The sequence below is a fragment of the Streptomyces siamensis genome (assembly GCF_039543605.1).
Taxonomy (GTDB): Bacteria; Actinomycetota; Actinomycetes; order Streptomycetales; family Streptomycetaceae; genus Streptomyces; species Streptomyces siamensis.
Genome location: NZ_BAABKB010000016.1, coordinates 113303 through 137186, shown reverse-complemented (window position 1 = coordinate 137186; position 23884 = coordinate 113303). Strand labels below are relative to the sequence as shown.

17 protein-coding genes and 1 pseudogene are annotated in these 23884 nt (G+C 69.6%); 6 read left to right on the top strand and 12 right to left on the bottom strand.

Annotation, left to right across the window (positions count from 1 at the left end; all coding sequences use genetic code 11):
* Both ABEB03_RS21185 and ABEB03_RS21180 read left to right on the top strand, forming a co-directional pair.
* Window positions 1-990 (top strand): FAD binding domain-containing protein, encoded by a 990-nt coding sequence (locus ABEB03_RS21185; protein ID WP_345651383.1) that lies wholly within the window; start codon window positions 1-3, stop codon window positions 988-990.
* On the top strand, window positions 987-3197 hold the full coding sequence (locus ABEB03_RS21180; RefSeq protein ID WP_345651378.1) for a xanthine dehydrogenase family protein molybdopterin-binding subunit: 2211 nt from the start codon (window positions 987-989) through the stop codon (window positions 3195-3197). Before ABEB03_RS21185 ends, ABEB03_RS21180 begins: the two co-directional genes overlap by 4 nt.
* Window positions 3198-3308: 111 nt before the next feature.
* Here the strand turns inward: ABEB03_RS21180 and ABEB03_RS21175 are convergent, their stop codons facing one another.
* The 6 genes and pseudogenes from ABEB03_RS21175 to ABEB03_RS21150 form a co-directional block, all read right to left on the bottom strand.
* The gene (locus ABEB03_RS21175) at window positions 3309-4433 is read right to left on the bottom strand and encodes an ATP-binding protein (protein WP_345651374.1); all 1125 of its coding nucleotides are present in this window, start codon (window positions 4431-4433) and stop codon (window positions 3309-3311) included.
* Window positions 4434-4732: 299 nt separating this feature from the next.
* Window positions 4733-5869 carry a serine hydrolase domain-containing protein gene (locus tag ABEB03_RS21170; protein ID WP_345651371.1) on the bottom strand — a complete coding sequence of 379 codons (1137 nt, stop codon included), beginning with the start codon at window positions 5867-5869 and terminating at the stop codon, window positions 4733-4735.
* A 4-nt stretch (window positions 5870-5873) separates the two neighbouring features.
* Entirely contained in the window at window positions 5874-6461 is a 588-nt protein-coding gene (locus ABEB03_RS21165; RefSeq protein ID WP_345651368.1) for a TetR/AcrR family transcriptional regulator, read from the bottom strand.
* 711 nt (window positions 6462-7172) lie between these two features.
* A pseudogene (locus tag ABEB03_RS21160) lies at window positions 7173-7325 on the bottom strand (DsbA family protein); the annotation flags it as partial.
* Window positions 7326-7380: 55 nt separating this feature from the next.
* Window positions 7381-8130, bottom strand: a complete 750-nt coding sequence (locus ABEB03_RS21155) for an ABC transporter ATP-binding protein (protein ID WP_345651363.1) — start codon at window positions 8128-8130, stop codon at window positions 7381-7383.
* On the bottom strand, window positions 8127-9215 hold the full coding sequence (locus ABEB03_RS21150) for an ABC transporter permease (RefSeq protein WP_345651360.1): 1089 nt from the start codon (window positions 9213-9215) through the stop codon (window positions 8127-8129). The genes ABEB03_RS21155 and ABEB03_RS21150 overlap by 4 nt, the downstream gene beginning before the upstream one ends.
* 166 nt (window positions 9216-9381) lie before the next feature.
* Here ABEB03_RS21150 and ABEB03_RS21145 point away from each other — a divergent pair, with 166 nt between their 5' ends.
* The 3 genes from ABEB03_RS21145 (at window position 9382) to ABEB03_RS21135 (ending at window position 11851) form a co-directional block, all read left to right on the top strand.
* The gene (locus ABEB03_RS21145; RefSeq protein ID WP_345651357.1) at window positions 9382-10602 is read left to right on the top strand and encodes a sensor histidine kinase; all 1221 of its coding nucleotides are present in this window, start codon (window positions 9382-9384) and stop codon (window positions 10600-10602) included.
* Window positions 10599-11234, top strand: coding sequence for a response regulator transcription factor (locus tag ABEB03_RS21140; RefSeq protein WP_345651354.1), 636 nt, complete (start codon window positions 10599-10601; stop codon window positions 11232-11234). The genes ABEB03_RS21145 and ABEB03_RS21140 overlap by 4 nt, the downstream gene beginning before the upstream one ends.
* 338 nt (window positions 11235-11572) lie before the next feature.
* Window positions 11573-11851: a hypothetical protein gene (locus ABEB03_RS21135; protein WP_345651351.1), complete on the top strand. Its 279-nt coding sequence runs from the start codon at window positions 11573-11575 to the stop codon at window positions 11849-11851.
* 39 nt (window positions 11852-11890) lie between these two features.
* Here ABEB03_RS21135 and ABEB03_RS21130 read toward each other — a convergent pair whose 3' ends face one another.
* Complete coding sequence (locus ABEB03_RS21130) at window positions 11891-12742, bottom strand: hypothetical protein (protein WP_345651347.1); 852 nt, start codon at window positions 12740-12742, stop codon at window positions 11891-11893.
* Window positions 12743-13118: 376 nt separating this feature from the next.
* On the opposite strand from ABEB03_RS21130, the gene ABEB03_RS21125 reads away from it, so the two are divergent.
* On the top strand, window positions 13119-13574 hold the full coding sequence (locus ABEB03_RS21125; protein WP_345651344.1) for a hypothetical protein: 456 nt from the start codon (window positions 13119-13121) through the stop codon (window positions 13572-13574).
* A gap of 147 nt (window positions 13575-13721) precedes the next feature.
* On the opposite strand, the gene ABEB03_RS21120 is transcribed toward ABEB03_RS21125, so the two are convergent.
* The 5 genes from ABEB03_RS21120 to ABEB03_RS21100 all read right to left on the bottom strand — a co-directional run bounded on the left by ABEB03_RS21120 (window position 13722) and on the right by ABEB03_RS21100 (window position 23861).
* Window positions 13722-14390, bottom strand: coding sequence for a hypothetical protein (locus tag ABEB03_RS21120; RefSeq protein WP_345651342.1), 669 nt, complete (start codon window positions 14388-14390; stop codon window positions 13722-13724).
* A 157-nt stretch (window positions 14391-14547) separates the two neighbouring features.
* Window positions 14548-17145 carry a rifamycin-inactivating phosphotransferase gene (gene rph / locus ABEB03_RS21115; RefSeq protein ID WP_345651339.1) on the bottom strand — a complete coding sequence of 866 codons (2598 nt, stop codon included), beginning with the start codon at window positions 17143-17145 and terminating at the stop codon, window positions 14548-14550.
* Between the two features lie 372 nt (window positions 17146-17517).
* The gene (locus ABEB03_RS21110; protein WP_345651336.1) at window positions 17518-21792 is read right to left on the bottom strand and encodes a discoidin domain-containing protein; all 4275 of its coding nucleotides are present in this window, start codon (window positions 21790-21792) and stop codon (window positions 17518-17520) included.
* An 807-nt stretch (window positions 21793-22599) separates the two neighbouring features.
* A complete protein-coding gene (locus ABEB03_RS21105; RefSeq protein ID WP_345651333.1) occupies window positions 22600-22803 on the bottom strand; it encodes a hypothetical protein in 204 nt (67 codons plus the stop codon).
* Between the two features lie 74 nt (window positions 22804-22877).
* Window positions 22878-23861: a zinc-dependent alcohol dehydrogenase family protein gene (locus ABEB03_RS21100; RefSeq protein WP_345651328.1), complete on the bottom strand. Its 984-nt coding sequence runs from the start codon at window positions 23859-23861 to the stop codon at window positions 22878-22880.
* Between the last annotated feature and the right edge of the window lie 23 nt (window positions 23862-23884).

Here is a 23884-nt window from a genome sequence, read left to right as displayed (position 1 = left end):
ATGCATCCCTTCGAGTATGCCCGCGCAACCGACGCCGACCAGGCCGTGGCCACGGTCAGCGCCGATCCGGACGCGATGTTCCTGGCCGGCGGCACCACACAGCTGGACCTGATGAAGGACGGCGTTCTCCACCCCGACCGGCTCGTCGACATCACCCGCCTCCCCCTCGGCGGCATCACGCACACCGACTCGGCCGTCCAGGTCGGAGCGTTGACGACGATGGAGGAACTCGCCGCCGATCCCGTCATGGGCGAGCGACTGCCCTTCGTACGCGAGGCCCTTCTGCTCGGTGCCTCGACCCAACTGCGCAACATGGCCACGATCGGCGGCAATCTGCTGCAACGGGCCCGGTGCCGCTACTTCAGAGACCCCACCGTCGCCGCCTGCAACAAGCGCAACCCCGGCTCGGGATGCGCCGCGATCGCCGGAATCCAGCGGATGCACGCCATCCTCGGCACCAGCGACCACTGCATCGCCCTGCACGCCTCGGACGTCGCGGTGCCGCTGACAGCACTCGACGCGATCGTCCACACGCAAGGCATGGACGGTTCACGGTCGATCCCCATGACCCAGTTCTACCTGCCGCCGGGCGACACACCCCACATCGAGAACGTGCTGCGGCACGGAGAGTTGATCACCGCGATCGACATCCCGCTGCTCGACGCCGGAATCCGGTCCCACTACATCAAGGTCCGCGACCGCGCCTCCTACGAGTTCGCGCTGACCTCGGCCGCGGTGGCTCTCGTGATCGAGGACGGCGTCGTCCAGGAGGCGCGCGTGGCACTGGGCGGAGTCGGCACCATCCCCTGGCGCGCCTGGGACGCGGAGGACGTCCTGCGGGGCAACCCCGCGGGTGCCGACCTCTTCCGCGTCGCGGCGGAGGCAGCCCTCGAGGGCGCCAGGCCACTGCCCGGCACCGCCTTCAAGGTGGAGTTGGCCAAGCGCACTCTCGTACGCACTCTGGAGACCGTTGCAGGAGCCCCGTCATGACGACTCTCGAAGCCGGCAGGATCGTCGGTGCGGGTCTCGACCGCGTCGACGCCCCGCTCAAGGTGACCGGAGCGGCCCAGTACCCCAATGACTTCACCCTGCCCGGAATGACACACGCCGCCCTGGTGGGCAGCACCATCGCCGCGGGACGCATCACCGGCATCGACGCGTCCGAGGCCCTGGCGGCTCCTGGTGTGCTGACCGTCATCACCCATCTGACCGCGCCGCGACTGGAACCCGGCCCGATGACTTTGCTGGGCGGATCGCCTCCGACTCCGCTGCGGGACGACCGCATCCTGCACTACGGGCAACACATCGCGATCGTGGTGGCCGAGAGCGCCGAACAGGCCCGGCACGCCGCGCGGTTGATACACATCCGGTACGAGGCGACCGAGGCCCTGCTCGACGTGGACGACCCCCGGGCCGAGATCGTCGTGAACCCCTGGGGCATGGACACCGAACGCGGTGACGTGGGCGCGGGATTCGCCCAGGCGGACGTGGTCGTCGAGGGGACCTACACCACTCCCGACAACACCAACAACCCGCTCGGGCTGATGACCACCGTCGCGTCCTGGCACGGCGATTCGCTGACCGTGCACGACTCCACGCAGTGGCCCCACAACGTCCGTACGACACTCGCCGCGGTCTTCGGGATCCCCGAGAGCGGCGTCAGAGTCCTGGCCCCCTTCGTCGGTGGCGGCTTCGGCGCCGGACTGCGGGTGTGGTCCCATGTGATCCTCGCCGTGCTGGCGGCTCGTGAGCTCAAACGCCCGGTCAAGCTGGTGCTGAGCCGACCCGAGATGTTCACCTCCGTCGGGCACCGGCCCAACAGTGTCCAGCAGATCAAGATCGGCGCGACCCGCGACGGGGACCTCGTCGCCATCGAGCACCACGGCATCTCCTCCGTGGCGATGGAGGACGACGACTACGAACCGGTCTCCGCCGGTTCGGCCGTCGCCTACGCCTGTCCCAACGTGCTGACCCGCGACCGCCAGGCGCGCCTGAACATCCCCTGCCCGGGCTCCATGCGCGCACCGGCCGAGGGACAGGGCAACTTCGCCCTGGAGTCCGCGATCGACGACGTCGCCCACGCCATCGGCATGGATCCACTCGAGTTCCGCCTGCGCAACTTCGCCGACGAGCACCCGCTGCGCGGCCTCCCCTGGTCGAGCAACGCCCTGCGCGCGTGCTACCTCGAAGGCGCCGAACGGTTCGGCTGGTCGCGACGCGGCCGGGAACCCGGCTCCATGCGCGAGGGAAACCTGCTCGTCGGCTACGGTCTCGCCGGCGTCTCGTACCCGTTCTACCAAGTGCCGTGCCAGGCCCGGGTGTCCGTACGTCACGACGGCTCGGCGTACGCGCGCAGCGCCGCCACCGACATCGGAACGGGCACCTACACGGTCATGACCCAGCTGACGGCCGAACTCCTGGGTCTGGACGTCGACAGGGTGCGTTTCGACCTCGGTGACTCCGACATGCCGTACGCGCCCCAGGCCGGCGGGTCCGGTCTCACCGGGGCCCTCGCCAACGCCGTCCACGCCGCCTGCCGACGGCTGACGCGGGAATTCCTCGACATCGTCCGCGACGACACCCGATCCCCTCTGCAAGGGGCCACCGCCGAAGACGTGGCGGTCTCCGACGGACGCATCCACCTCATCGAGGATTCCGCGCAGGGAGAGTCCTACGTGGGCATCCTGGCCCGTCACGGCCTGGAGGAACTCAGCGCCGACGGCAGGAGCACCCCGCCTCGTGCCGAGGATCTGGGGATGGCCCCCGCAGGTGCCTTCGGCGCGAAGTTCGTCGAAGTACGCATCGACCCCGCGCTGGGTCTGCTACGGGTGGCGCGGGTGGTCTCCGCCATCGACGGCGGACGCATCCTGAACGAGAAGACGGCGACCAGCCAGATCATCGGCGGCACCGTGGGCGGCATCAGCCAGGCCCTGTTCGAGGAGACGGCCACCGACGCCGTCACCGGGCGCATCGCCAACGCGACCTTCGGGGACTACCTGATGCCGGTGAACGCCGACGTCCCCTACATCGACGTGCTCTTCGTCGGCGGCCCCGACCGGGCAACTCGCACGGGAACCAAGGGAATCGGCGAAGTCGGCCTGGTCGGGCTCGCCGCGGCCATCGGCAACGCCGTCTTCCACGCCACCGGGCGCCGCATCCGCTCGCTGCCCATCACGATCGACCAGCTCATGCTCTGACGACGAGGCGACGGCGCCTGAGAGGTGGTGACCTCATGAGCGCCGACGTCGGGGAAGGCCACGTGTCCGGTGCTCACCGCCTGGATGCGCCTGTCAGCCGAGCTGCGTCCCTCAGGTGGTCCTGCCGATGACGGCCGCGGCCAGCTTCGGGTGTTGTGCCAGCCAGGTGCCCATGTGCTCCCGGACGGCCTCCTGGACGCAGGCGTGTACTGCGGTACCGCCGAGCAGGCCGCGCGTGGCGCCTTCGAATTCGGGCCGGTCGAGTTTCACCGAGACGGCCACCGTGAGGCACTCGATGATCCGGTCGGCGCCGATATCGGGTTGTGCTGCTTCGAGCAGTTGTCGCTCCCGCGCGAACGCGTTGATTGCGGCCGTCGCCCCGTCGCGAAAGCCCGCCACGTGTGTCCCGCCTTCGGGTGTGGGTGAGCTGTTCGCGAAGCTGTGGACACGCGCTGCGGCGGTGTCGGACCAGCCGAGTGCCACTTCCATGGTCCCCGCCATGCGCGGGTCCTCGTGTTCGAAACCGAGGATGTCCGCATGAGCGGCCGCCCGAGCGTCGAGGGAGGCGATGAGGTCGCGGACTCCGCCCGGGTGGTGGAAGCGCAGAGGCCGTGCCTGGCCCGTGGGGCGCCGATCGGTCAGTGAGAGGGTCAGGTTGCGGTTGAGGAAGGCCAGTTCACTGAACCGCTGCGCGAGCACGTCGAACGAGCACTCCACCGTGCTGAATATGTCCGCGTCGGGCTCGAAGACGATGGTGGTGCCGGTGCGGGTCGTGGGCCCTTTCCGTGTGGGCGGCGCGATTGCCTCACCGCGCGCGTAGTGCTGCACCCAGTGCATCCCGTTGCGCCGGACCTCGGCCGTCAGGTGGCGCGAAAGGGCGTTGGTGACACTGGGGCCGAGGCCGAAGAGTCCCATGGTCACGCTGTGACGGCCGCCGGACTGTGTCGCTGCCGGCATGCGGGTCAGCAGCGCTTCGAGGCTGGGGGTCTCGGTGTCCCCCGCGGCTGCGACGGGGACACCCGGCCCGTCGTCGGTGACCCGTATGGAGCCGCCGGGGGTCAGCGTGACGTCGACGGACTCGGCGCGGCCGGCGAGCACTTCGTCGACCGCCCGGTCGACGACCTCGAACACCAGCTGATGCAGGCCGCGTTCGCCGGTCGACCCGACGTACATGCCCGGTCGCTTCCGGATGGCTTCCCTCCCTTCGAGTACCTGGATCCGAGTCGCGTCGTACATCGCGCCGTCCCCGCCCATGAAGCCCTCCAGGACTGTCCAACAGTGCTCGCCAGCTTAGGCCGATCCTTGGAAAGCGCCAGGTCAGAGCCGTTTTGCCGATGGCATGGACGGGCGGCTGAATACTTGTCGGGAGTCGGTCGACCAAAGGGGATTCACAACGTGCCCGCAAGGCGTCGACGCCCCCGCCGAAGCCGTGCGCGAGCCCTTTCTCGGCGCCCGCCGGGTGCCCAATTCAATGGGATCGCACCACGGTTCCAAGTCCCCTTGCAGGGGCACCATGAGGGCTCCGTGGCGAGGTCTCAAGGGTGTACCGCGTCGTGCAGCGCGTGCAGGAGATCGAGCGGGCGCCGGTCCGGGAGGTCGGCGCGGGTCAGGTTCATCGTGTAGGAGAAGCCGATGCCTTCGGAGGGCCAGGCACCGTGCCGCGAACCGCCGGCTCCGGCATGTCCGAAGGTGTCCGTGGGCGGGCCGAACAGCGCCAGTTCGGTGCGGAGTTCGAATCCCGCTCCGTACGCCATCGGGCTGCCCCACAGTGACGCGATCCCTCGCCGCAGTTCACGCCGTGCGAGTTCCACGGTCGCCGGCTGCAGTACGCGTACACCTTCGAGCTCGCCGCCCTGTGCCAGACAGGAGTAGAAGCGAGCCATCGAACGGGCCGTCACATGCGCACCGACCGCAGGGAATTCGGCGCGTCGGAAGGCGGCGCTGTTCCAGAGCGCGGGGGCGTCCGGGGTGAGCAGGGGGTTGCGGATCAGAGCGAGAAGCGGGTCGTCGTCCTCGGCGTGCGGTTGCAGGACGTCCGGGCCGGCGAGCGTCGTCGCGGCGCGGTGGTGCTCCTCGTCGGGGAGTCCCAGCCAGATGTCGAGGCCGAGCGGGCGGGCGAACTCCTCGGCGAACAGGGCCCCGACGGTCCGTCCGTCGACCCGGCGCACCAGCTCGCCCGCCAGCCAGCCCCACGTGAGCGCGTGATAGATGAACCCGGCCCGCGGGTCCTGGGTCGGTGCCTGTGCGGCCAGGAGTTTGGCCATGTGCTCGTGGTCCAGCAACTCCTCGGTGCTGAAGGGTGCTTGCACGCCAGGCAGTCGTGCCTGGTGGGACAGGATCTCGCCGACTGTGATCCGCCCCTTGTCGGCGGCCGCGAACTGCGGCCAGTAGCGTGCGGCGGGCGCATCGAGGTCCAGAAGTCCGCGTTCCGTCAGCAGGAGGACGCACGCGGCCGTCAGACCTTTGGCACCGGAGAAGACCAGCTGGAGCGTGTCACGGTGCCAGGGGCGTCCGCTCGACGGATCCGCGGTGCCGCCCCAGAGGTCCACGACGGGTGCGCCGTGGCGGTACGCGGCGAAGGCCGCGCCCACCTCGCCGTACCGATCGAAGTTGCGGGCGAAGACTTCGGCCACCGCCCCGAAGCCGGGCGCGGTGAATCCCTGAACGTCCATCTCGTCACGCCCCCGCGGCCGAGACCAGCGCGAGGGCCGCCTGCTTGGCGTCCTGTGCGGCCGAACCATCGGGGTCGTGGTGGTCGGCGACCACGGTGGCGCCCTCCAGGAGGATCAGCAGCTGGCGTCCCAGGCGGTTCGGATCCCGGGCTCCGGACCGCTGCGCGATGTCCGTCAGCAGCTGCCGGTAGCGCCCCAGATGGCGGTCGGCGACGGTGCGCGCGGGCGGCACGTGCCGTTGCGTCGCGGCATTGACGATGGCACAGCCACGAAAGCCGGGCTGCCGATACCAGTCGCTCAACTCGTCGAATACCGCCGCCAGTTGGGTGCGCGGGTCGGGTCCCGCCGCCTCGGCCACGTCCGTCAGCCACCGCACGACACGGTCGCTGCGCTCCTCGAGCACCGCCTGGACGAGGCCGTCCTTGGAGCCGAAGTGCCGGTACAGCGTCTCCTTGGAGGCGCCGACCGCGCGGCACAGCTCGCTCACGCCGACGCCGTCGAGGCCGCGCTCGTAAAGGATCCCGGTCGCGGAGGCGAGGAGCGTCGCGCGGGTTCGTTCCGGGTCCAGGGAGCTTCCTTTGGGTACGGGCATGCAGGAGATGGTACCGATCGGTTCGATGATGGTCCAGGGCACAGCCCCGCCACCCCAGGTCCGAGCGCTCGACCGGATCACCAGGCGCCTCGCCGACGCCCCCACCAGGCCACGGCGAGGGGCGACACCAGCACCAGAACGGCCCCGGCAGATGCCGTCCCGCGACGCCGGGTGTGCAGCCGGAGGAGAGTTGCAAAAAATAATCGTTCGTTTTATTTTTGGGGAGTGGGCGTTCGGGGACAACCGCCCACGGCCCGCCCAATGGAGCGAAGGGGCGGGCGGCCCCGTCCCTGCGGAAAACTTGGAGCGGTGACCGCAGGGCGGGGCCCTTTCTCGCTCGATGCCGTCACCCGGGGCGGTGGGCACAGGCTGCGGACGCAGTGAAGTCACGCCTGGAGACACCGCGCGACAGAGTCGTGTCCGTCACCCCCGAGCGCCGGAACCGGGGGGCAGTGCAGCGACGGCGGAAGTGAAGAGCCCGGGCCGACCGGTACTCGGTCGGGCGGCAGTACGGGGGGCGGCCGCGGCCGCGCCAGTGTTGACGCGTACGGCCGGCCGGCGGATCCTCCGATCGCCGCAGGCACCGGCGTCCGCCACCGCCTCCCCTTGGCATGGCGGGGCACCCGGTCCGGTGCGGGCCTCGTGGTGGACCTTCGAGCTTCGACACCCTTCACGCAAGCCCTTCACCTGGCCGGCGAGCTCCAACAGTTAGGCGTCGGTGCAGCCGTCGACGCTCTCCTCGGGCTGGTTGGCGTACAGCACCTCGTGGTACTCCACGAACTTGCCCTCCTCCAGGGCGGCCCGCAGCGCGTTGACCGCCCTCTTCGAGCCGCTGCCGCCGACTCTGTCGTCCAGGAAGGAGGCCGCGCGATCGTCGTCTTCAGCGACCTCGAGGCCCAGGTGTGACCACGGTTCGCCCTCAAGTGCCGTCGCCATGGATGTCGTCCACACGCCCCTCTCCGTCCACGCCCTCTCGGCGACGCGTGCCGAAGGCCGGTGTCGCGACGCTGAGCCTCCCGTCGCGCACCTCGGCGAGGCCGTCGGCGGCGATGAGGTGGGTGCGGTCGTGGGTGACCAGCACCGTGGCGGTGGCACGCTCATGGGTGAGGCGGGTGATCAGTTCGATGACGGCGGCGCCGCGTTCGTGGTCGAGGGCGCTCGTGGGTTCGTCGACCAGGAGGACGGTGGGGTCGTTCATCAGGGCGCGGGCGATGTTGACGCGCTGACGCTGGCCGCCGGAGAGCTGGTGGGGACGGCGGTGTGCGTGACCGGCGAGCCCGACGGAGTCCAGGAGTTCGACGGCCCGGCCGTGCGCCTTCTTCGGTGAGCGGCCGTCGATCTGTGCCATGACCTGGAGTTGTTCGGCGGCGGTGAGCGAGGGCAGCAGGTTGGGCTGCTGGAAGACGATGCCGATCTTGTGGCGGCGCAGCTCGGTCAGCTCACGGCGGGTCATGCCCGTGGTGGAGGTGCCGTCGACGGTGACGGTCCCGGCGTCGGGGGTGACTAGGGTGGCGGCGACCGCGAGGAGGCTGGACTTGCCCGAGCCGGAAGGGCCGACCACGGCGGTCAGGCTGCCCCTCGGGACGTCCAGGGTGATCCGGTCCAGGGCGGTCAGCCGGGCATCGCCGTCGGGATAGGTGAGGGTGACGTCGGTCAGGTGCAGGCTCATCGGACGCTCCCCAGGGCGGTCAGCGGGTCGACGGAGGTGATGCGGCGGACGGACAGGGCGGCACCGAGCGCGCCGAGCAGGATCATCACCGCCGCCGGGACGAGGATCGTGGCGGGTTCGAGGACGAAGGGCACGGAGGAACCGGAGACGGCGGCACCGAGAGCGCCTGCGATGCCCGTACCGAGCAGGGTGCCGCCGGCGAGCAGGACGACGGCCTGGCCGAGAGCGTCCTTCAGCAGGCCGGCCGTGGAGGCACCCAGAGCCTTCAGTACGGCGACGTCGCCGCTGCGCTGGATGGTCCACACGGTGAAGAACGCGCCGATGACCAGGGCGGAGATGGCGAACAGGAAGCCACGCATCAGTTGCAGGGAGCCGTTCTCCGAGGTGTAGGAGCCGATCGCGGACAGGGAGTCGTCCCGGGAGAGCGTCTCGGTGCCCGCCGCGTGGTCCGCGGCGTCGACGTCGGCGTCGGACGTGGTGTTCAGGGCGATCACCGTCGCGGACGCCCCATCGCCATCGGCGGTGGGCGGTGCGGTCCTGCGCCAGACGTCGAGGGAGGTCCAGACGACCGGGGTGTGGCTGAAGTGGGCGTCGCCCCTCACAGCTGCGACCGTCAGTCGCTGCCCGGCGACGGTGACGGTGTCACCCGGCCTTAGGCCGAGGTCGTCGGCGGCCGTGTCGGACAGCACCGCGCTGTGGTCGTCGAGCTCGCCGCCCTCCGGTGCGAGCGAGGAGCCGGGCCGTACTCCGAAGACGGACACCCCGGCGCTCCTGTCCCCCGCCGCGGCTCGGGTGGTGGTGATGCCCAGCGGTTCGGCGCGGGTGACACCGGGCGTGCGGGCCCAGTACCGCCACTGCTCCTCGGTGACGGTCGAGTCGGCGTACGACAGGTCCTGCCCGCCGCCGGGCGCGGCGAAGGCGATTCTGTCGGCGGGCAGGGAGGTGATCGCGGAGACGTTCTGCTGCCCCAGTCCGGCGGTCAGCCCGGACAGCAGCCCGACCAACAGGGTGATCAGCACGATGACGGTCCCCATCAGGGCGAAGCGCCCCTTGGCGAACCTCAGGTCTCTCCAGGCGACGAACACGGACCTGTCCTTTGCGGTGGTGGAAGCGGTACTCCCCCACCGTCGCCGTCGGCGCCCCGCACCGGCATCTGGCCCAGGACCGCACTTCGCGGATCAAGAGGGGGGCCGCCAGTTGTAACTTTCGGCAGAGGCCCGAACCGGTCCCTTTCCTTAGCCTGGAAGAACCGTGAACTCCACCGCTCCCACCCTGACCCCGACCACCCGGGCCCTGACCTGGTGCCTGCACCTGCTGGTCGTCGCCCTGCTCGCCCTCGCCGCGGGCCGCGCCGTCACCGGGCACCTGCCGCACGCCGGAGCCGTCGTCGCCGTATCGGCGCTCTGCGCGGGGGTCTACGCGGCCGGGCCACTCCTGCCCCGTGTCCGCCGCTCGCGGCGCGCCGCCGCACTGTGGCTGGCTGCCGTGGGCGCCGTCTGGCTGGGGCTGCTGGCCCTGTCCGCCGACGCCGTCTGGGTCGCCTTCCCCCTCTACTTTCTCCAGCTCCACCTGCTGCCCCGCCGCGCAGGCCTCATCGCCGTGGTGGCCACCGCGGTAGCCGCCATCGCGGGTTTCGCCGCTCATCAGGACGCCTTCAGCCCGGCCATGGCCATCGGCCCCGCTCTGGGTGCAGCCGTCGCCGTCGCCGTGGTGTGGGGCTATCAGGCGCTCTACCGCGAGAGCGAACAGCGCCGCCGTTTGATCCAGGAGCTGACCGCGACCCGCGCCGACCTCGCCGCCGTGCAGCACACCGCCGGGGTACTGGCCGAACGCGAACGCCTGGCCCGCGAGATCCACGACACCCTCGCCCAGGGGCTGACCAGCATCCAGCTGCTGCTGCGCGCCGCCGAGCGCGCCCTCCCCGGCCGCCCCGAGGCCGCCGCCCGCCATGTGGACCAAGCCCGCCAGACGGCCATGGACAATCTCACCGAGGCCCGCCGCTTCGTCGCCGCCCTCACCCCGCCCGCCCTCGAAGACACCACCGTGGCCGACGCCCTGGAACGCCTGTGCTCCACCACCAGCGCCCGCCACCCGCTCACCGCACGCTTCCACCTCACCGGCGACCCCGTGCCACTGCCGACCGGACACGAGGTCGCCCTGCTGCGCATCGCCCAGTCCGCCCTCGCCAACACCGTCCGCCACGCGCAGGCAACCGCGGCGGACGTCACCCTCGAATACGCCGACGGCCATGTCGCCCTCACCGTCACCGACGACGGCACGGGCTTCGACACCGGCCGGCTGCCCGACCGCGACACCGGCAACGGAGGCTTCGGACTGGCCGCCATGCGCTCACGCACCCACGACCTCGGCGGCACCCTGACCGTCGTATCCACCCCCGGCCACGGCACCACCCTGACCGCCCGGCTGCCCCTGCCCGCACCCGACGAGACCGAGCCCGAGGCCCACCCGTGACCGACAGCGCCATCCGCCTCCTCCTTGCCGACGACCACCCCGTCGTACGGGCCGGGCTTCGGGCCGTACTGGAGACCGAACCCGGCCTCACCGTCGTGGCGGAGGCCGCCACCGCCGAGGAGGCCGTCGCGCGCGCCACCGAAGGCGACATCGACGTCGTCCTCATGGACCTTCAGTTCGGCAAGGGCATGGGCGGCGCCGAGGCGACCGCCGCCATCACCGCCCGGCCCGGTGCACCCCGCGTACTGATCGTCACCACCTACGACTCCGACGCCGACACTCTGCCCGCCATCGAAGCCGGCGCCACCGGCTACCTCCTCAAGGACGCACCACCCGAGGAACTGGCGGCCGCCGTCCGCACCGCCGCCACCGGCCGCACCACCCTGTCCCCCACGGTCGCCGAGCGACTCATGAACCGGCTCCGCGCGCCCGGCACCGCCCTCACCCCTCGTGAGACCGAAGTCCTCACCCTGGTCGCCCAGGGCCTGTCCAACCAGGCCGTCGGTGAGCGCCTCCACCTCACCGAGGGCACCGTCAAGTCCCACCTCGCCCGCGTCTACGCCAAGCTCGACGTCGACTCACGCACCGCCGCCGTGGCCGCTGCCACGAGCCTGGGCCTCATCCGCCGCTGATCGGCGCACCGCTCCAGCGCCGGACCGGCCGTCCGGCATCCCCTGTCACCGGGAACATCCCGGTGAAGGGTCACCGCGAACCGTGACGGATGTGCGGTGCCCGGCCGCGGCGTATCGTCCGGAGACGTGGACACGCAGGGCGAGCAGCCAGGCGTGCCGCAGGCACAACGAGGGTCCGGTTCCACTGACTTGGAGGCGACGTGTCACAGGCGGACGACGGCGGACCCGGGACGGGAACCCCGCAACTGCTCCGAGTCGAGGACCCATGGCCTCCCGCCGAAGCGGGATTCGGCCTGCAGCTTCGCGTCTGGCGCCTGGACTCAGGACGGCTGGCGGTCATGTTCGCCGATCACGCGCCGGCCGACGACCGCCTCGTTCCGCTGGTGGGCCAGATCATGGCCGAGTATCCGGCCGACTCGATCGACTTCTTCTACGAGGAAGTCCTCAATCCGCTGTCCATGGGCCACTTCGCGAGCCTGACGCTCGGCAACGACGGCCGCCTGGCCGAGACCGCACTGGACGGTCCCGGTGTCACCGCCCTGCACGAGACGATGGGTCCCACCCTCAGGGAGACGAGCCGCCCGGAGGACGATCGCCCGCTGTGGGGCGGGCCCTGAGCTCGAATCGGCTGCTACGACGCGTCAACATGTCATGGTTCATGCGGCGTTCAGACCAAACGTGACGCGCAGCTCGTTGGCGATGATGCGCCCGCCGTTCAGGGCCACGCTCTGTTCGGTGCCGTAGTAGGTCCATTGGGTGAGGTAGCCGTTGCTGGTCTTGATCACGACCGTGACGATGTTGACGCCGTCGCCGTCGCGCTGCAGACAGAACCACGCGTCCGGAACGTTGGCGTTGCTCTTGCTGCTGTCGAAGCCGGCGCCGTACGGGTCGAGGTTGACGACCGTGCACCCCGGCTCCTCCTGGACATAGCCCTGCGGACCGATGGCGCAGGGCTCGTCGCCGGCCGGCCGCTTGCGGAGCCGGTCGGCCATGAGGCCGTCCGGGTCCTTGTAGACGCTGATCACCTCACCCGTGAGTGGATTGTTCTTGAGCTTTCCGTCCCACTCGCCCTTGGTGATGTAGCAGTTGCGACGGTCGACCGGCGTGGAGCTGGTCGGGTCAGCGACGTACGGGCCGCCACCGTGTACGGCTATGTAGGCGTCGTGATGGGTGATCCTGCTGTAGCGCTGCATGGTCATGAACGCGCATGGGTCGGGCGTGCCGGCGTCGATGGCCTCGCGCTCATTGGCGAGGTCCTTGCCGTCGTCGTCCCTCTTGGCCGTGGCCGCGTCCTCATTGGGCGGTAGCTGGTCGCTGTTGACGGCCTGCCAACCGGCGCCGGCGGTACCGACTGGATCCGGGGACCGAGCTGCGTGCGACGCCTCGCCCGCGAACGGCCCCTTCGCGTCGGAGGTGTCGGAACCCGTGCCCTTTTCGCAGCCCAGGAGAGCCAGCGAGAGACACACGACGCCGGTCACCGTCGCAGCCGAGGTGTACGACCTGTGCAAGATTTCCCCCTTGATCGAACAGCCCGTGCCGACCGGCGCCTCTCGGCGTCGGTCGGTCCGCCGCCTTGCGTATGTCCCCAGCCAGACTTACCGACCGAGACCCCCAACTGTCAGTCATTTGTCGTGACTTCACCCGATCAGGGTCTTGCCGTCACGGTGATGCTCATGGGTGATGACATGGCCGCCGCTCAAGGGTCACGCTCTGTTCGGCGGGCCCCGGAACATACGGCGACCGGTGGCCGCTCCCATTTCGGGGGTCGATACGCTGATCGCCATGGGGTACGAGGGGACCGGAGAGCCGGTTGCGATCAAGTGTCCGGGGTGCGGCGGTACCGAAGTCCGGGCGGTCGAGCAGGCCCGCGGTGGCAAGGGTGCGATGCGTGACGACCTGTACGGACGTCTGGCACCGGGTCCGGACAAGACCGGCGACGGATGCATGCACTTCGTGGAGGGCATGGTGATGACCGGCATCGGGATCGCCGTCGCCTACACGGGTGTTCAGCAGGACAAGCCGCTGTACGTGATCGGCGGTGCGGCGCTCGCCCTGCTGTGTTTCATCGGGACCTTCGTCGTCGTGCGGGGTGATGGGCGAGAGAAGGCGGCCGCGGAGGCCGGGTCACCGCGTGCGGAGCTCGTGTGGCAGCCGGCGCACTACTGCTACGGCTGCACCTCGGTGTTCTGCCCGGGTGGCGTCCCATGGCAGGGAACACTCACCCCGGAACAGTTCAAGAAGCTGGTGTGGACCGAGGCCGGTTACGCCGATCAGCTCCCGGCGGGAGACAAGGCGCGGGACGTGGAGATTCCGTCGCAGGTCCGGCCGGGGACGTCGTAGGGCCTCGGTCGGCGGGCGAGCTCGTCCCCCACGCAGTCGGTGAGGGATCCCCGAAGCCGGTGAGGCGACACATGACCCGAACTGCGGAGCAGCGGGTCGACGCGGCACCCAGAGGCCCCTGTCCGTGGCAAGGACCGCGGGTGGGCGCTAGCCGAGAAGGGCCACGATCCTGCGTGCTCCGTCCGACGAAGTCGTCGTCAGCCGGGTCCAGGAACCGTCTCGGAACGAGATCCTGAAGTCGGCTTCGGCCATGCTGAAGGACTTGATCTCCGCGCCGGTGATCTCCTTTCGAGGCAGTTCCCACAGAACGGTCTCGGACCCCGGCACCTTTCCGCCACCGCCCCAGGACACGAACCAGTTGCCCCGCGCCGTGTCCTCATAGGACGTCATGCGCACGAGGCCGTCGGGCCCGCCGAGTTCGATCTGCGTGACCGTTCGCCAGGAGCGCCGCGAGGGGTCGAGCTGCCAGGGCAGCGTTCGGGCCGTCTCGCCGTCACCCGCCCACATGACGGGGAAGTCGTCCACTTCGTTCTCCCGCTCCTCCAGCTTGCCCCGCTTGTCCGGCGACGAGGGACTGCCCAGGGCCTCGGCGACGACGTACAGCGGCAACATCAACAGCCCGGCGAGGGCGGTACGAGCGTGCCAGCCGAGCCGGCCGAAGAACCCCCGTACCGCGAAGCCCCGCCGCGGGGGCCAACCGGGCAGCTCGGGCTCGATGTCGTTGCGCTCGTGGTCGCGGAAGGAGCGCCGATTGGCCACCGAGGCTGCGGTACCACTGGCGAACTCGACCCGGTGGCGCTCGGCTTCCTCTTCCATGCTTTCGTTCCTGCCTCTTCGACGGGGCCGTCCTCGCCAACCTAGCGTGCGCCACCCCGACCCGCCTCGACGGGCCGGTCGGGGTGGTCGGGGTGGTCGTCAACTGCTCGGCGTCGTATGACCGCAAGTCATGGAGGGCGCTTCTCGGTGTGGTCGGTCAAGGCAGGATCTCGATGTACCCGTCGGTCCCGTGCACACGGATCCGCTGCCCGTCCCGGATCAGCCGGGTGGCCTGCTCCACGCCCACGACGGCCGGCAAGCCGTACTCCCGGGCGATCACCGCGCCATGGGTCATCAGGCCGCCCACCTCCGTGACCAGGCCCGCGATCGAGACGAACAGCGGCGACCAGCTGGGGTCCGTGAAGGGCGTGACCAGGATGTCGCCCGCTGCGAGATCCGCGTCCGCCATGTCGAGGATGACGCGGGCCCGTCCCTCGATGGTCCCGGCGGAGACCGGCAGGCCGATCAGGGCGCCGGCCGGGACGTCGTCGCGCCGGTACGCCCCGGTCACGGCCTCACCGTCCGAGGTGAGCACCCGGGGCGGCGTGAGCGCGTGGTACGACCGGAACGCGTCCCTGCGCTGCTGGATGAGCCGTTGGTCCACCTGGTGCGAGCGTACGACGTCGTGGAACTCCTGGAACGTGAGGTGGAAGACGTCCTCCTTGTCGCGCAGCACGTCGGCCCGCACGAGGCGCTCGGCCTCCGCCAACAGCGCCTGCTTGTAGAGGAAGTAGCGGGTGACGATGCCGTACTTCGGGTACTCCCGGTAGCCGATGAAGGTGCGAACCTGGTCGATCATCCGCTTGGTCTCGTCGGCTTTCCGGTCCCCGTCAGGCAGGGCCCGCAAGCGTGCCAGCACGTCCTGTTCCTTCTTCTGTGCCTTCTGCCGCCCTTGCTCGAAGCGTCGCTCGGCGGCACCCGGCTCGAAGTTCCTGACGTTGTCGAGGATCACGGGCACGAGCGTGGTGGGGTACTCGCGCCACCGTGGCCTCGTGATGTCGATCTCGCCGACGCAGCGCATGCCGTACCGGTCGAGGTAGCCCTCGATGGCGTCCCGTGCCTCGGTCCCGCCCGCGAGCTTGGCCAGCTCGTCCAGGAAACCCTCGTCCTCGACGTCCTGGAGGAACGCCACCACTTCCGCATGCGGGCGGATCACATCTGCGACGTCGAGCAGCTCCAGGCCCATCTCCGACGTGATGTTGTCCGGGGCGGACAGCGTCAGCGTGTCAGCCGCGTTCTTCTCGCCCAGCCACTCCCACAGCTTGTCGTTGAGCCACCAGGTGGCTTCCATCCCCGCCATGATCGCCCGCATGTTCAGCGGATCACCGAGGACCCGCTTGTGCTCCTCGAAGGCCTCCAGCAGGAAGTTGAACAGCGCCGGTCCGGTCTTCGTCCGGATATCGCGCTCCAGTGCGGCGATGGACGCCCGGCTGCGCTCGATCAGCTCGGCGACGATGGCCGGATCAACCTCGACCGGAGCGGACGCACCGCCTGTCGGCGGCCCGCCGGGACCCGCGTCCGGCAGCGACGGGACGAAATCGTCGTGGGCGAGGACGGTCTCCAGAGCGTCCCTGACCAACGGGTCGCCTCTCCCCATGATGTCCAGGAGGGCGGCGCGGCTCGCGGGTGAGGCCAGGCGCCGGGCGACGTCGACGAACAGCCTCCCGCCGGCCTCGTGCATCGGCGCCATGGCCGTCAGCCGCCACATGGACAGCCCGAGGGGCTTCATGGGGTCGGTCATCATCTGCTGATGGCCGACAGAGACGTAGACGTGATTCTCCTGGTCACTGCTCTCGGGGATGGGGAACAGCGTCGTGATCGGCCGGCTCTGAACGATCCGGAAATCGTCGTCGACCAGGCACCACTCGATGTCCTGCGGACTGCCGAAGTGTGCTTCGATCCGCCGCCCGAGCCGCACGAGCTCCACGGCCTGCGCGTCGGTCAGCGCCGGCCGCTCCTGCCGCTGCGCTTCGATCACCACTTCCCGCGTGCCGCCGGCCGGCAGGGCCTCAACGGCACGCTGCTTGGCGGCGATCGTCCTGGTGACGACTTCGCCGTCTCGCACCTTGAAGACGTCCGGGTTGACCAGACCGGAGACCAGGGCCTCACCGAGGCCGAACCCGGCGTCCACCGTGGCGACCTTCCGATGGCCCGTGACGGGGTCGGCCGTGAACAGGATGCCGGACGCCTCCGGGAAGACCATCTGCTGCACGACCACGGCCATGTGGACCGTGCGGTGGTCGATGCCGTTCCGCTGACGGTAGGTCACGGCCCGCTCTGTGAACAGCGAGGCCCAGCACCGGCTGACGTGCTGAAGGATCTCCGTCGGCCCCACGACGTTCAGATACGTGTCCTGCTGGCCGGCGAAGGAGGCCGTCGGCAGGTCCTCGGCCGTCGCGCTGGACCGGACGGCGTACGCGGACCGCTCGCCGAGCCGGGCGAGCGCACCGGTGACCGCCGCCGCGAGCTCACCGGGGAGGGCGATCTCTTCGATGCTCCGGCGAATCTCCGCGCTGAGCGTGCGGATCGCCTCCCGGTCGTCCGGGTTCGAGCGCGAGAGCCGATCGAGCCGCTCGTCGATCGACGGCACCTCCGCCATGATCTGCCGGAAGGCATCCGTCGTCACGCAGAAGCCGACCGGCACACGGATGCCCTCGATCCGTGACAGCCCGCCCAGGTGTGCGCCCTTGCCGCCGACGACCGCGACCTGTGTCTCGTCGACCTCTTGGAGATCCAGTACGTACTGCTCGGTCATTGCGTTTCCTCCGAGGCAGCCGTGCTCCGTCGCACCGCGGTGGCCGATCGGTTCACAGCGCCTCCAGATCTGTCGTTCCTTCTGTCGGGAACCGGCTCTACGTCACCGCGTCCCTGCCCGTCGACAGCACCACGCGCGTGTCGCGTCCTCGTTCACGCAGGTTGTGGCACCGGCCGACGATTCTGCGCCATCACCCGGGCCTTGCCGCAAGCCCCCCGGTGCGCTATAAGTTGAGAGTGGCAAGGAGAGACTTCTCCTTGCCTTTGTCTTTTTCCGCCCGCGAAGCCGCCCAGGTGCGCCGGGGACGGATACGACGGGTACGGGGCCGCCCTACACGAAGGCGACCCCGTACCGTTCAGTGCCGTTCCGGACCTACTCGATGTTGATCTTGAATGTGCTGGTCGTGTTGCGGACGTCCTGGGCGTTGCCGCTCATCCGCAGATTGCGGAAGGTGGCTTCGCCGACCGCCGGGCCCTGGCCGGGTTCCGGCAGCTCGTTGGCCCAGATGCCGAATCCGGACTTGGCGTCGAACGCGTCTCCGCTCTTCTTGGAGTTGGTGATGGAGATGTCGGTGAAGATGGTGTCCTTGACCGGGAACTGCGGCTGGCCGCCGACGTAGTTGGTCTGGAACATCACGCCTCCGTAGGTGGAGTCGTCGATGTCGACGTCGTTGACCCGGATGCCCTGGAAGACCTTCGAGGCGGAGAACGCCCAGATGGCGGGGAAGACCTGGGAGCCCCAGAAGTGGCCGCCCGTTCTCTCCAGGGAGACGTTCTCGATCGTCGTGGGTTCGGTCCCGAAGCCGTTCATCGGGTAGCCGAAGTCCAGCGAGGAGATCGTGATGCCGGAGTACACCAGGGTGTCGGCGACGCGGATGTTGCGGAAGGTGTTGTTGTAGCCGCCGTAGACGGCGATGCCTGCGGCCCGCCAGGTGAGGGTCGACGTCAGGTTCTCGTAGAGGTTGTTCTTCTCGTCGGCGCCGCCCGCGTCGATCGCAGAGAAGAGGGCGAAGCTGTCGTCGCCCGTGGCCCGGGCGTCGTTGTTGACCACGTGGTTGTCCGTGGAGCCGTTCGTCATGTTGATGCCGTCGGCGAACATGTCACGGATGCGGGAGTTCTTGATGGTCATGTTGTCGGTGTTGGCGCCCCAGTAGAGGCACACCATGTGCTCGACCCAGATGTCGTCGATGGTGATGTCGGAGACGTTGGAGAAGTCGAACACCTTGCCCGGGCCGTCGATCCTCGACGTGTAGTTGCCGAAGTAGGCGAAGCCGGCGAACGTCGAGCCCTTGGCACTGGCCTCGGCGCGGAAGCCGACGTCGGTGTTCTCCTGAGAGGCGGGGGCGTGGAAGCGGGTGAACCACGGCCCGGCGCCGACGACCTTGACCGCCTTCCCGTAGACCTGGAACTTGCTGGACGTCTCGTAGTCGCCGGCGGGCAGGTAGACGCCGACGAGCTTGCCCGTCGTGTCCATTCGGACCTTGTCGAGCGCGTTCTGCACGTCCTGGTGGGTGAATCCGGTCGGCACGGCGTAGGCGGCCGGGTCAGGGTTGGGGTTCGCCGTCGCCTGCTCGGTGTTGATGAAGTCGATGGCGTAACTGGAGGTGTTGGCCGCGTCCTTCTGGAGCCGGATCCTGGAACCCGCCGGCACCGTCCTGCCGAGCAGCAGGTTCGCCTCGTCGTAGATGTGGCGCGGGGCACCGGAGCCGGGCGAGTTGCCGGGCGAAGTCTCGTTGCCGTAGAGCCAGGCGTACTTCGAGGTGAGGTCGATCGCCTTGAGGAACTGGCCGTCGACGTAGACGTCGAGCGTCGTGTTCGTGCCGTCCGGGATCGAGAACCGGGTCACCAGGGTGTTGGCCGCCTCCCGGGTGGTCCACTCGACGTACTGGCCGTTTCCGGTGAGGGTCACCGCCTTGCGGCCGCTCGCCTCGCCGGCGATGTCGCCGATGGTCCGGTTCGGGCCGACGACCTTGGCGCCGCCTCCGACCGTGCCGTCCTCGGCCTCGTACATGTCGTACGGCATGTCCGCGCCGCGGCCGACGAACAGTGGCTGTGTGGTGGTGTTGTTGGCCCGCTTGACCGGCAGTTCGTTGGCGTCGTCGGCGATGACCGTCTTCACGGTGTACTTGCCGTTGGCGGCCGTCCACGATCCGAGGCCGACCGGTGCGGTCGTCTGGCCCGCTGCGATGGCGCCGTTGTAGGTGCCGCTGAGCGTCTTGACGGTGGCGCCCTTGGAGTCCTGGATCGTCAGCGTGACGCCGTGGGCGCCGGCGGCGGAGGCCACCGACCCCTGGTTCTTGATCGCGACGGTGAACTTGACCTCGTCGCCGGACGAGGCGCTGGAGGGGGTCCAGGACACCGGTGCGGCGAGCAGGTCGGAGCTGGAGACCGGCTTGACGACGAGTGCGTCGGAGCGGGTGAAGGTGTTGTTCGCCTCGTTCTGTTCGATGACCTTGTTCGTCGGGTCGACCTCGGCGCCGACCGGATAGCTGCCCGCGTCCCGGGTGCCGATGCTCGCGGTGACGGTCTTGGACTCACCGGCGGCGAGGGCCGGCACGTCGGCCGCGGCGGCCTTGGTGCCGCCGAGTGTGAAGTTGAGGTCCGTGGCCTTGGCCGCCTTGCTGCCGCTGTTGGTGACGGTCGCCGTGAGGCTGATGGCGTCCGACTCGACGGGGGCCGCGGGCGTGCTCGTGATGCCGGTGACCGTGAGGTCCGGGTTGGCGGACGGGGTGCCGATCACCTGGAACTCGGCGACCTGCGCGCCGGGAGCGCCGGAGTTGGCGGTGAACTTGAGCTGGATGTCGGCGGCGGAGCCGGTGACCGGGATGGTCACGGTGTTGCCGCTGGACGGGTTGAATGTGTAGTCCTTCGCCGCGACGAGGCTGGTGAAGGCCGTCGCGTCCTGGTCGCGGCCGAGCACCTGGATGTTCTGCGTGCGCGTCGACCAGGCGGCGTCCGGGTTGAGCTTGACGACGACCTGACTGAGGTCGGCGTCGGCCCCCAGCTTGGTGGTGAGGGTGGCCGGGTAGGCGCCGCCCGCACTCTCCCAGTAGGTGCTGGTCTGGCCGTCGTTGGCGTTGGTGGCGACGTATGTGAAGGTGTAGGAGGACGCCTCGATGGGCTTGCCCTCGGCGAGGTTGGAGCCGGAACCGGTCGAGCCGGTCCGGGTGACGCTGTTGCTCGCCGCCGACACGTTCCCGGCGGCGTCCTTCGCCTTCACGTAGTAGGTGACCGTGGCCGTCGCCGGCGGCGTGTCGGTGTACGTCGTGACGTCGCCCGCCACGGACTTGACGAGCTGGCCGCCCGCATAGACGTCGTAGCCGGTGACCTTGACGTTGTCGCTCGACGCCTGCCAGGTGAGCTTCACGTCGCTGCCGGACTGCGTGTAGGCGAGGTTGCCGGGCGCCGTGGGGGCCTGGGTGTCGCCGCCCGCCCCCTTGCGGGTGACGCTGTTGCTGTTGGAGGAGACATTGCCCGCGGCGTCCTTGGCCCGCACGTAGTACGTGATGTCGCTGCCGGTGGGCTGGGTGTCGGTGTACGTCAGGACGTTGCCTGCGACGCTCGCCCGCAGCTGGCCGTTGGCGTAGATGTCGTATCCGGTGACGCCCGTGTCGTCGGTGGCGGCGCTCCAGGTGAGCTTGATCTGCCCGGTGGCCGGTTCGGTGTAGCTCAGGTTCGACGGCGCGGTCGGCGCCTGGGTGTCGCCGGTCGCCGGTCCGTAGACCTCGAGCTCGGACAACTGCCCGGCGGGCCAACCGGTGTTGGCGGTGAAGAGCGCGCGCACGTACCGGGTCGTGGTGGTGTCGAAGCTGATGGTCGCCGACTGGTCGTTGCCGCTGTCGAAGGCGTAGGCCTTCGAGGCCGTCAGGTCGGTGAAGTTCTGGTTGTCGGTGGAGCCCTGGATCTTGAGGGTCTGGCTGCGGCTCGGCCATCCTCCGGGCAGTCGCAGCGCCACCTCGTCGACCTTGACCGAGGAACCGAGGTCGACCTGGAGCCACTGCGGGAAGGCGTTGTTCTTGCTCTCCCAGTAGGTGGCCCGGTTGCCGTCGCCGGCGTTGGCCGCGCCGTAGACATCGGCGTGGCCGCTCTCGCTGAACGGCTTGCCCAGGGCGAGGTTGGGGGTCGCGGCGGCGGATGTGAGGACCTGCATCTCGGCGAGCTGGGCGGTGGAGGCGACCGAGTTGCTGCTGAAGTCGGCCCGCACGTACCGGGCGAGGGTCGCGGGGAAGGACACCTTCACCGTGTTGCCGTTGCCGGGGCTGAAGACGTACTGCGCCGACGACTTGAGCGTGGCGAAGCTCTTTCCGTCGGCGCTGCCCTGGAGAGCGAGCGTCTGCTTGCGGGACTTCCAGTGCTCGGGCAGACGCAGCACGACCTGGCGGACCCGCTTGGTCCGTCCGAGGTCGGTCTGCACCCACTGGGCCGACTTCTTTCCGGCCTGCCAGTAGGTGTCGGCGTCGCCGTCGGTGATGCCGGCGGCCGCGTGCGCGCCAAGAGCGCTGCCGGCCTTGGTGGAGGCGTCCGCGGCGACGTCGGGACCGCCGGCCGCGTGCGCGCCGACGGCGGGCAGGCCCAGAACCATGACGGCGGAGGCGAGCGCGGCTGCTGCTGCGCGTGGCCTCCAGGATCTCGGCTTGTGTCGATTCATGTGGGGTTACTCCCTGAGGAGGTTCGCGCGCCGAGGGGGCGGCGAGGGCGGCTCGTTCCTGGGCGGAGCGGTGGCGCGGTACGACAGGACGGCAGGAGCCGGCCGTACGGAGGGGCACGGTCTTCACCAGAGGACCGTGCGCAGCTTCTTGCATTGTTTCATCGCAATATTGCAGAGGTCTGCGAGTCCGTCTACGGCTCGGACGACACAAGTTTCACCGGCCGCACCCGCGTCTCAACGGCGGAGGCCACGCGTCCGCGACGCGCTTGCCACTGAACAGGCCGGTGAGCAGGCGCCCAGGAGAGACGGATCCGGGCCGCCACGGATGCATCAAGTGCCGTCCCGATTCAGGCTTTCTGCGCGTGGAGCATCACACGCGCATTCCGGGCGGCGGCTCCGTACGCGCTCGCGTTCCCCCGCGCACGACTCCGCGCGCGTGCGGATCGGGGCGCCGATTCGCCCGGCGCAAGCGAACGCAAGGAGCGCAAATTCTTGCGTGATTCTGTTCGCCCGATGACTTGGGCTTACGCGGCGTCGAACCCAGCCGTCACGGCACCCTGGTGCCATGACGGCACAGGTTCGCTGGTGGTGGGCGACTGCAGCGGTTAGACGGACGCCGACATCCGGTCAGCAGTCATGAGATGGCGCTGCACCTCCACGAGTGTCACAGCAGCCCCAGCGGCCCGCCGCGCGACGACTCGCAACCGAGCGCCGAACGGGCCCGTGTCCGCGGCGAGGAAGGCTTCCACCGAGGCGGACGCCGACCGCCCGATCACAGGCCCACGCGCTCACTCGCACGAGACCGGCTCAAGGGCGCCGTCGTCGCGGGAACAGCGCGGTGAGCGTCGCGCACACGATCGCCCCGAACAGCAATCCGCCCCAGACCGACGCGTCCACGGAGTGATGTCTCATCTTTTCGTAGACGAACGAGCCAAGGCCGCCGCCCACGAGGAAGAGCAGGAAGCCCCGCAGCGCCGGCCGCCAACTCGGGCGGCCCATGTCTGAAGTCACGAAGGCATTATCCACGCGCGCCTCAGCCGGCCATGTCCTGTCCCCCGCCGCACTTGTGCGCCGCCGAACAGCCGTCAGCGCGTGATGTCGACGACGATCTTTCCGAGTGCCGTGCCTCCTTCCACCGCACTGTGTGCTTCCGGCACCGTGGTCAGGTCGTACCGGTTCGGATCCATCAGCGGGCGCAGCTTGCCGGCATCCGCCAGGGCCGTGATCTCGCGCAAGATGTCGCCATGATGGGCGCGTCCGTTCCCCGTGAGCATGGGCAGGAGTGTGAACACACCCGAGTACGTCGCGCCCTCGAACGACAAGGGTGCCAGTGCGTGAGTGCCCCAGCCGAGGGCACTGACCACATGGCCGGTGTAGGTGCGTACCGCTTCGAAGGAGGCGTCGAGCACCTGACCGCCGACGGTGTCGAAGACGATGTCGAACCCCGCACCGCCGGTGTGTGCGGCCACGTACTTCTCCACCGGTGTCGTGTAGTCGATGGGCACCGCCCCCAACCGGCGGACTACGTCCGCCTTCGCTGCCGAAGCGGTCGCGAACACCTCCGCCCCGCGCGACAGGGCGATCTGCACCGCCGTGCTGCCCACACCGCCGGCGCCCCCGTGTACGAGGACCTTGTGCCCGGCCCGCACCTGGGCCCGGTCCACGAGTCCTTCCCAGGCTGTGATCGCGGCCAGCGGCAGCGCTGCCGCTTCCCGCATCGAGAGGGTGACGGGCTTGGGGGCCAGCAGCCGGGCGTCGACGGCTGCGAACTCCGCGAGTGAACCCGGCAGGTCCGCGACACCGCCGGTCAGGCCGTACACCTCGTCACCCACGGCAATGCCGTCCACGCCCGCGCCCGTCTCCACGACCTCTCCGGCCAGGTCCAGGCCCAGCACGGCAGGCAGGTGTGTGCGGGCGTGCCCGGCCCGGCCTGCACGGATCTTGGTGTCGAGCGGGTTCACTCCGCTGGCGTGCACGCGCACCAGGACCTCGCCGGGCCCGGGGACAGGCTCAGGGAGGTCTCTCAGCCGAAGCGGACCTCCGAACTCCTCCAGCACCACAGCACGCATCGCGCACCTCGTTTCGTCGTGCC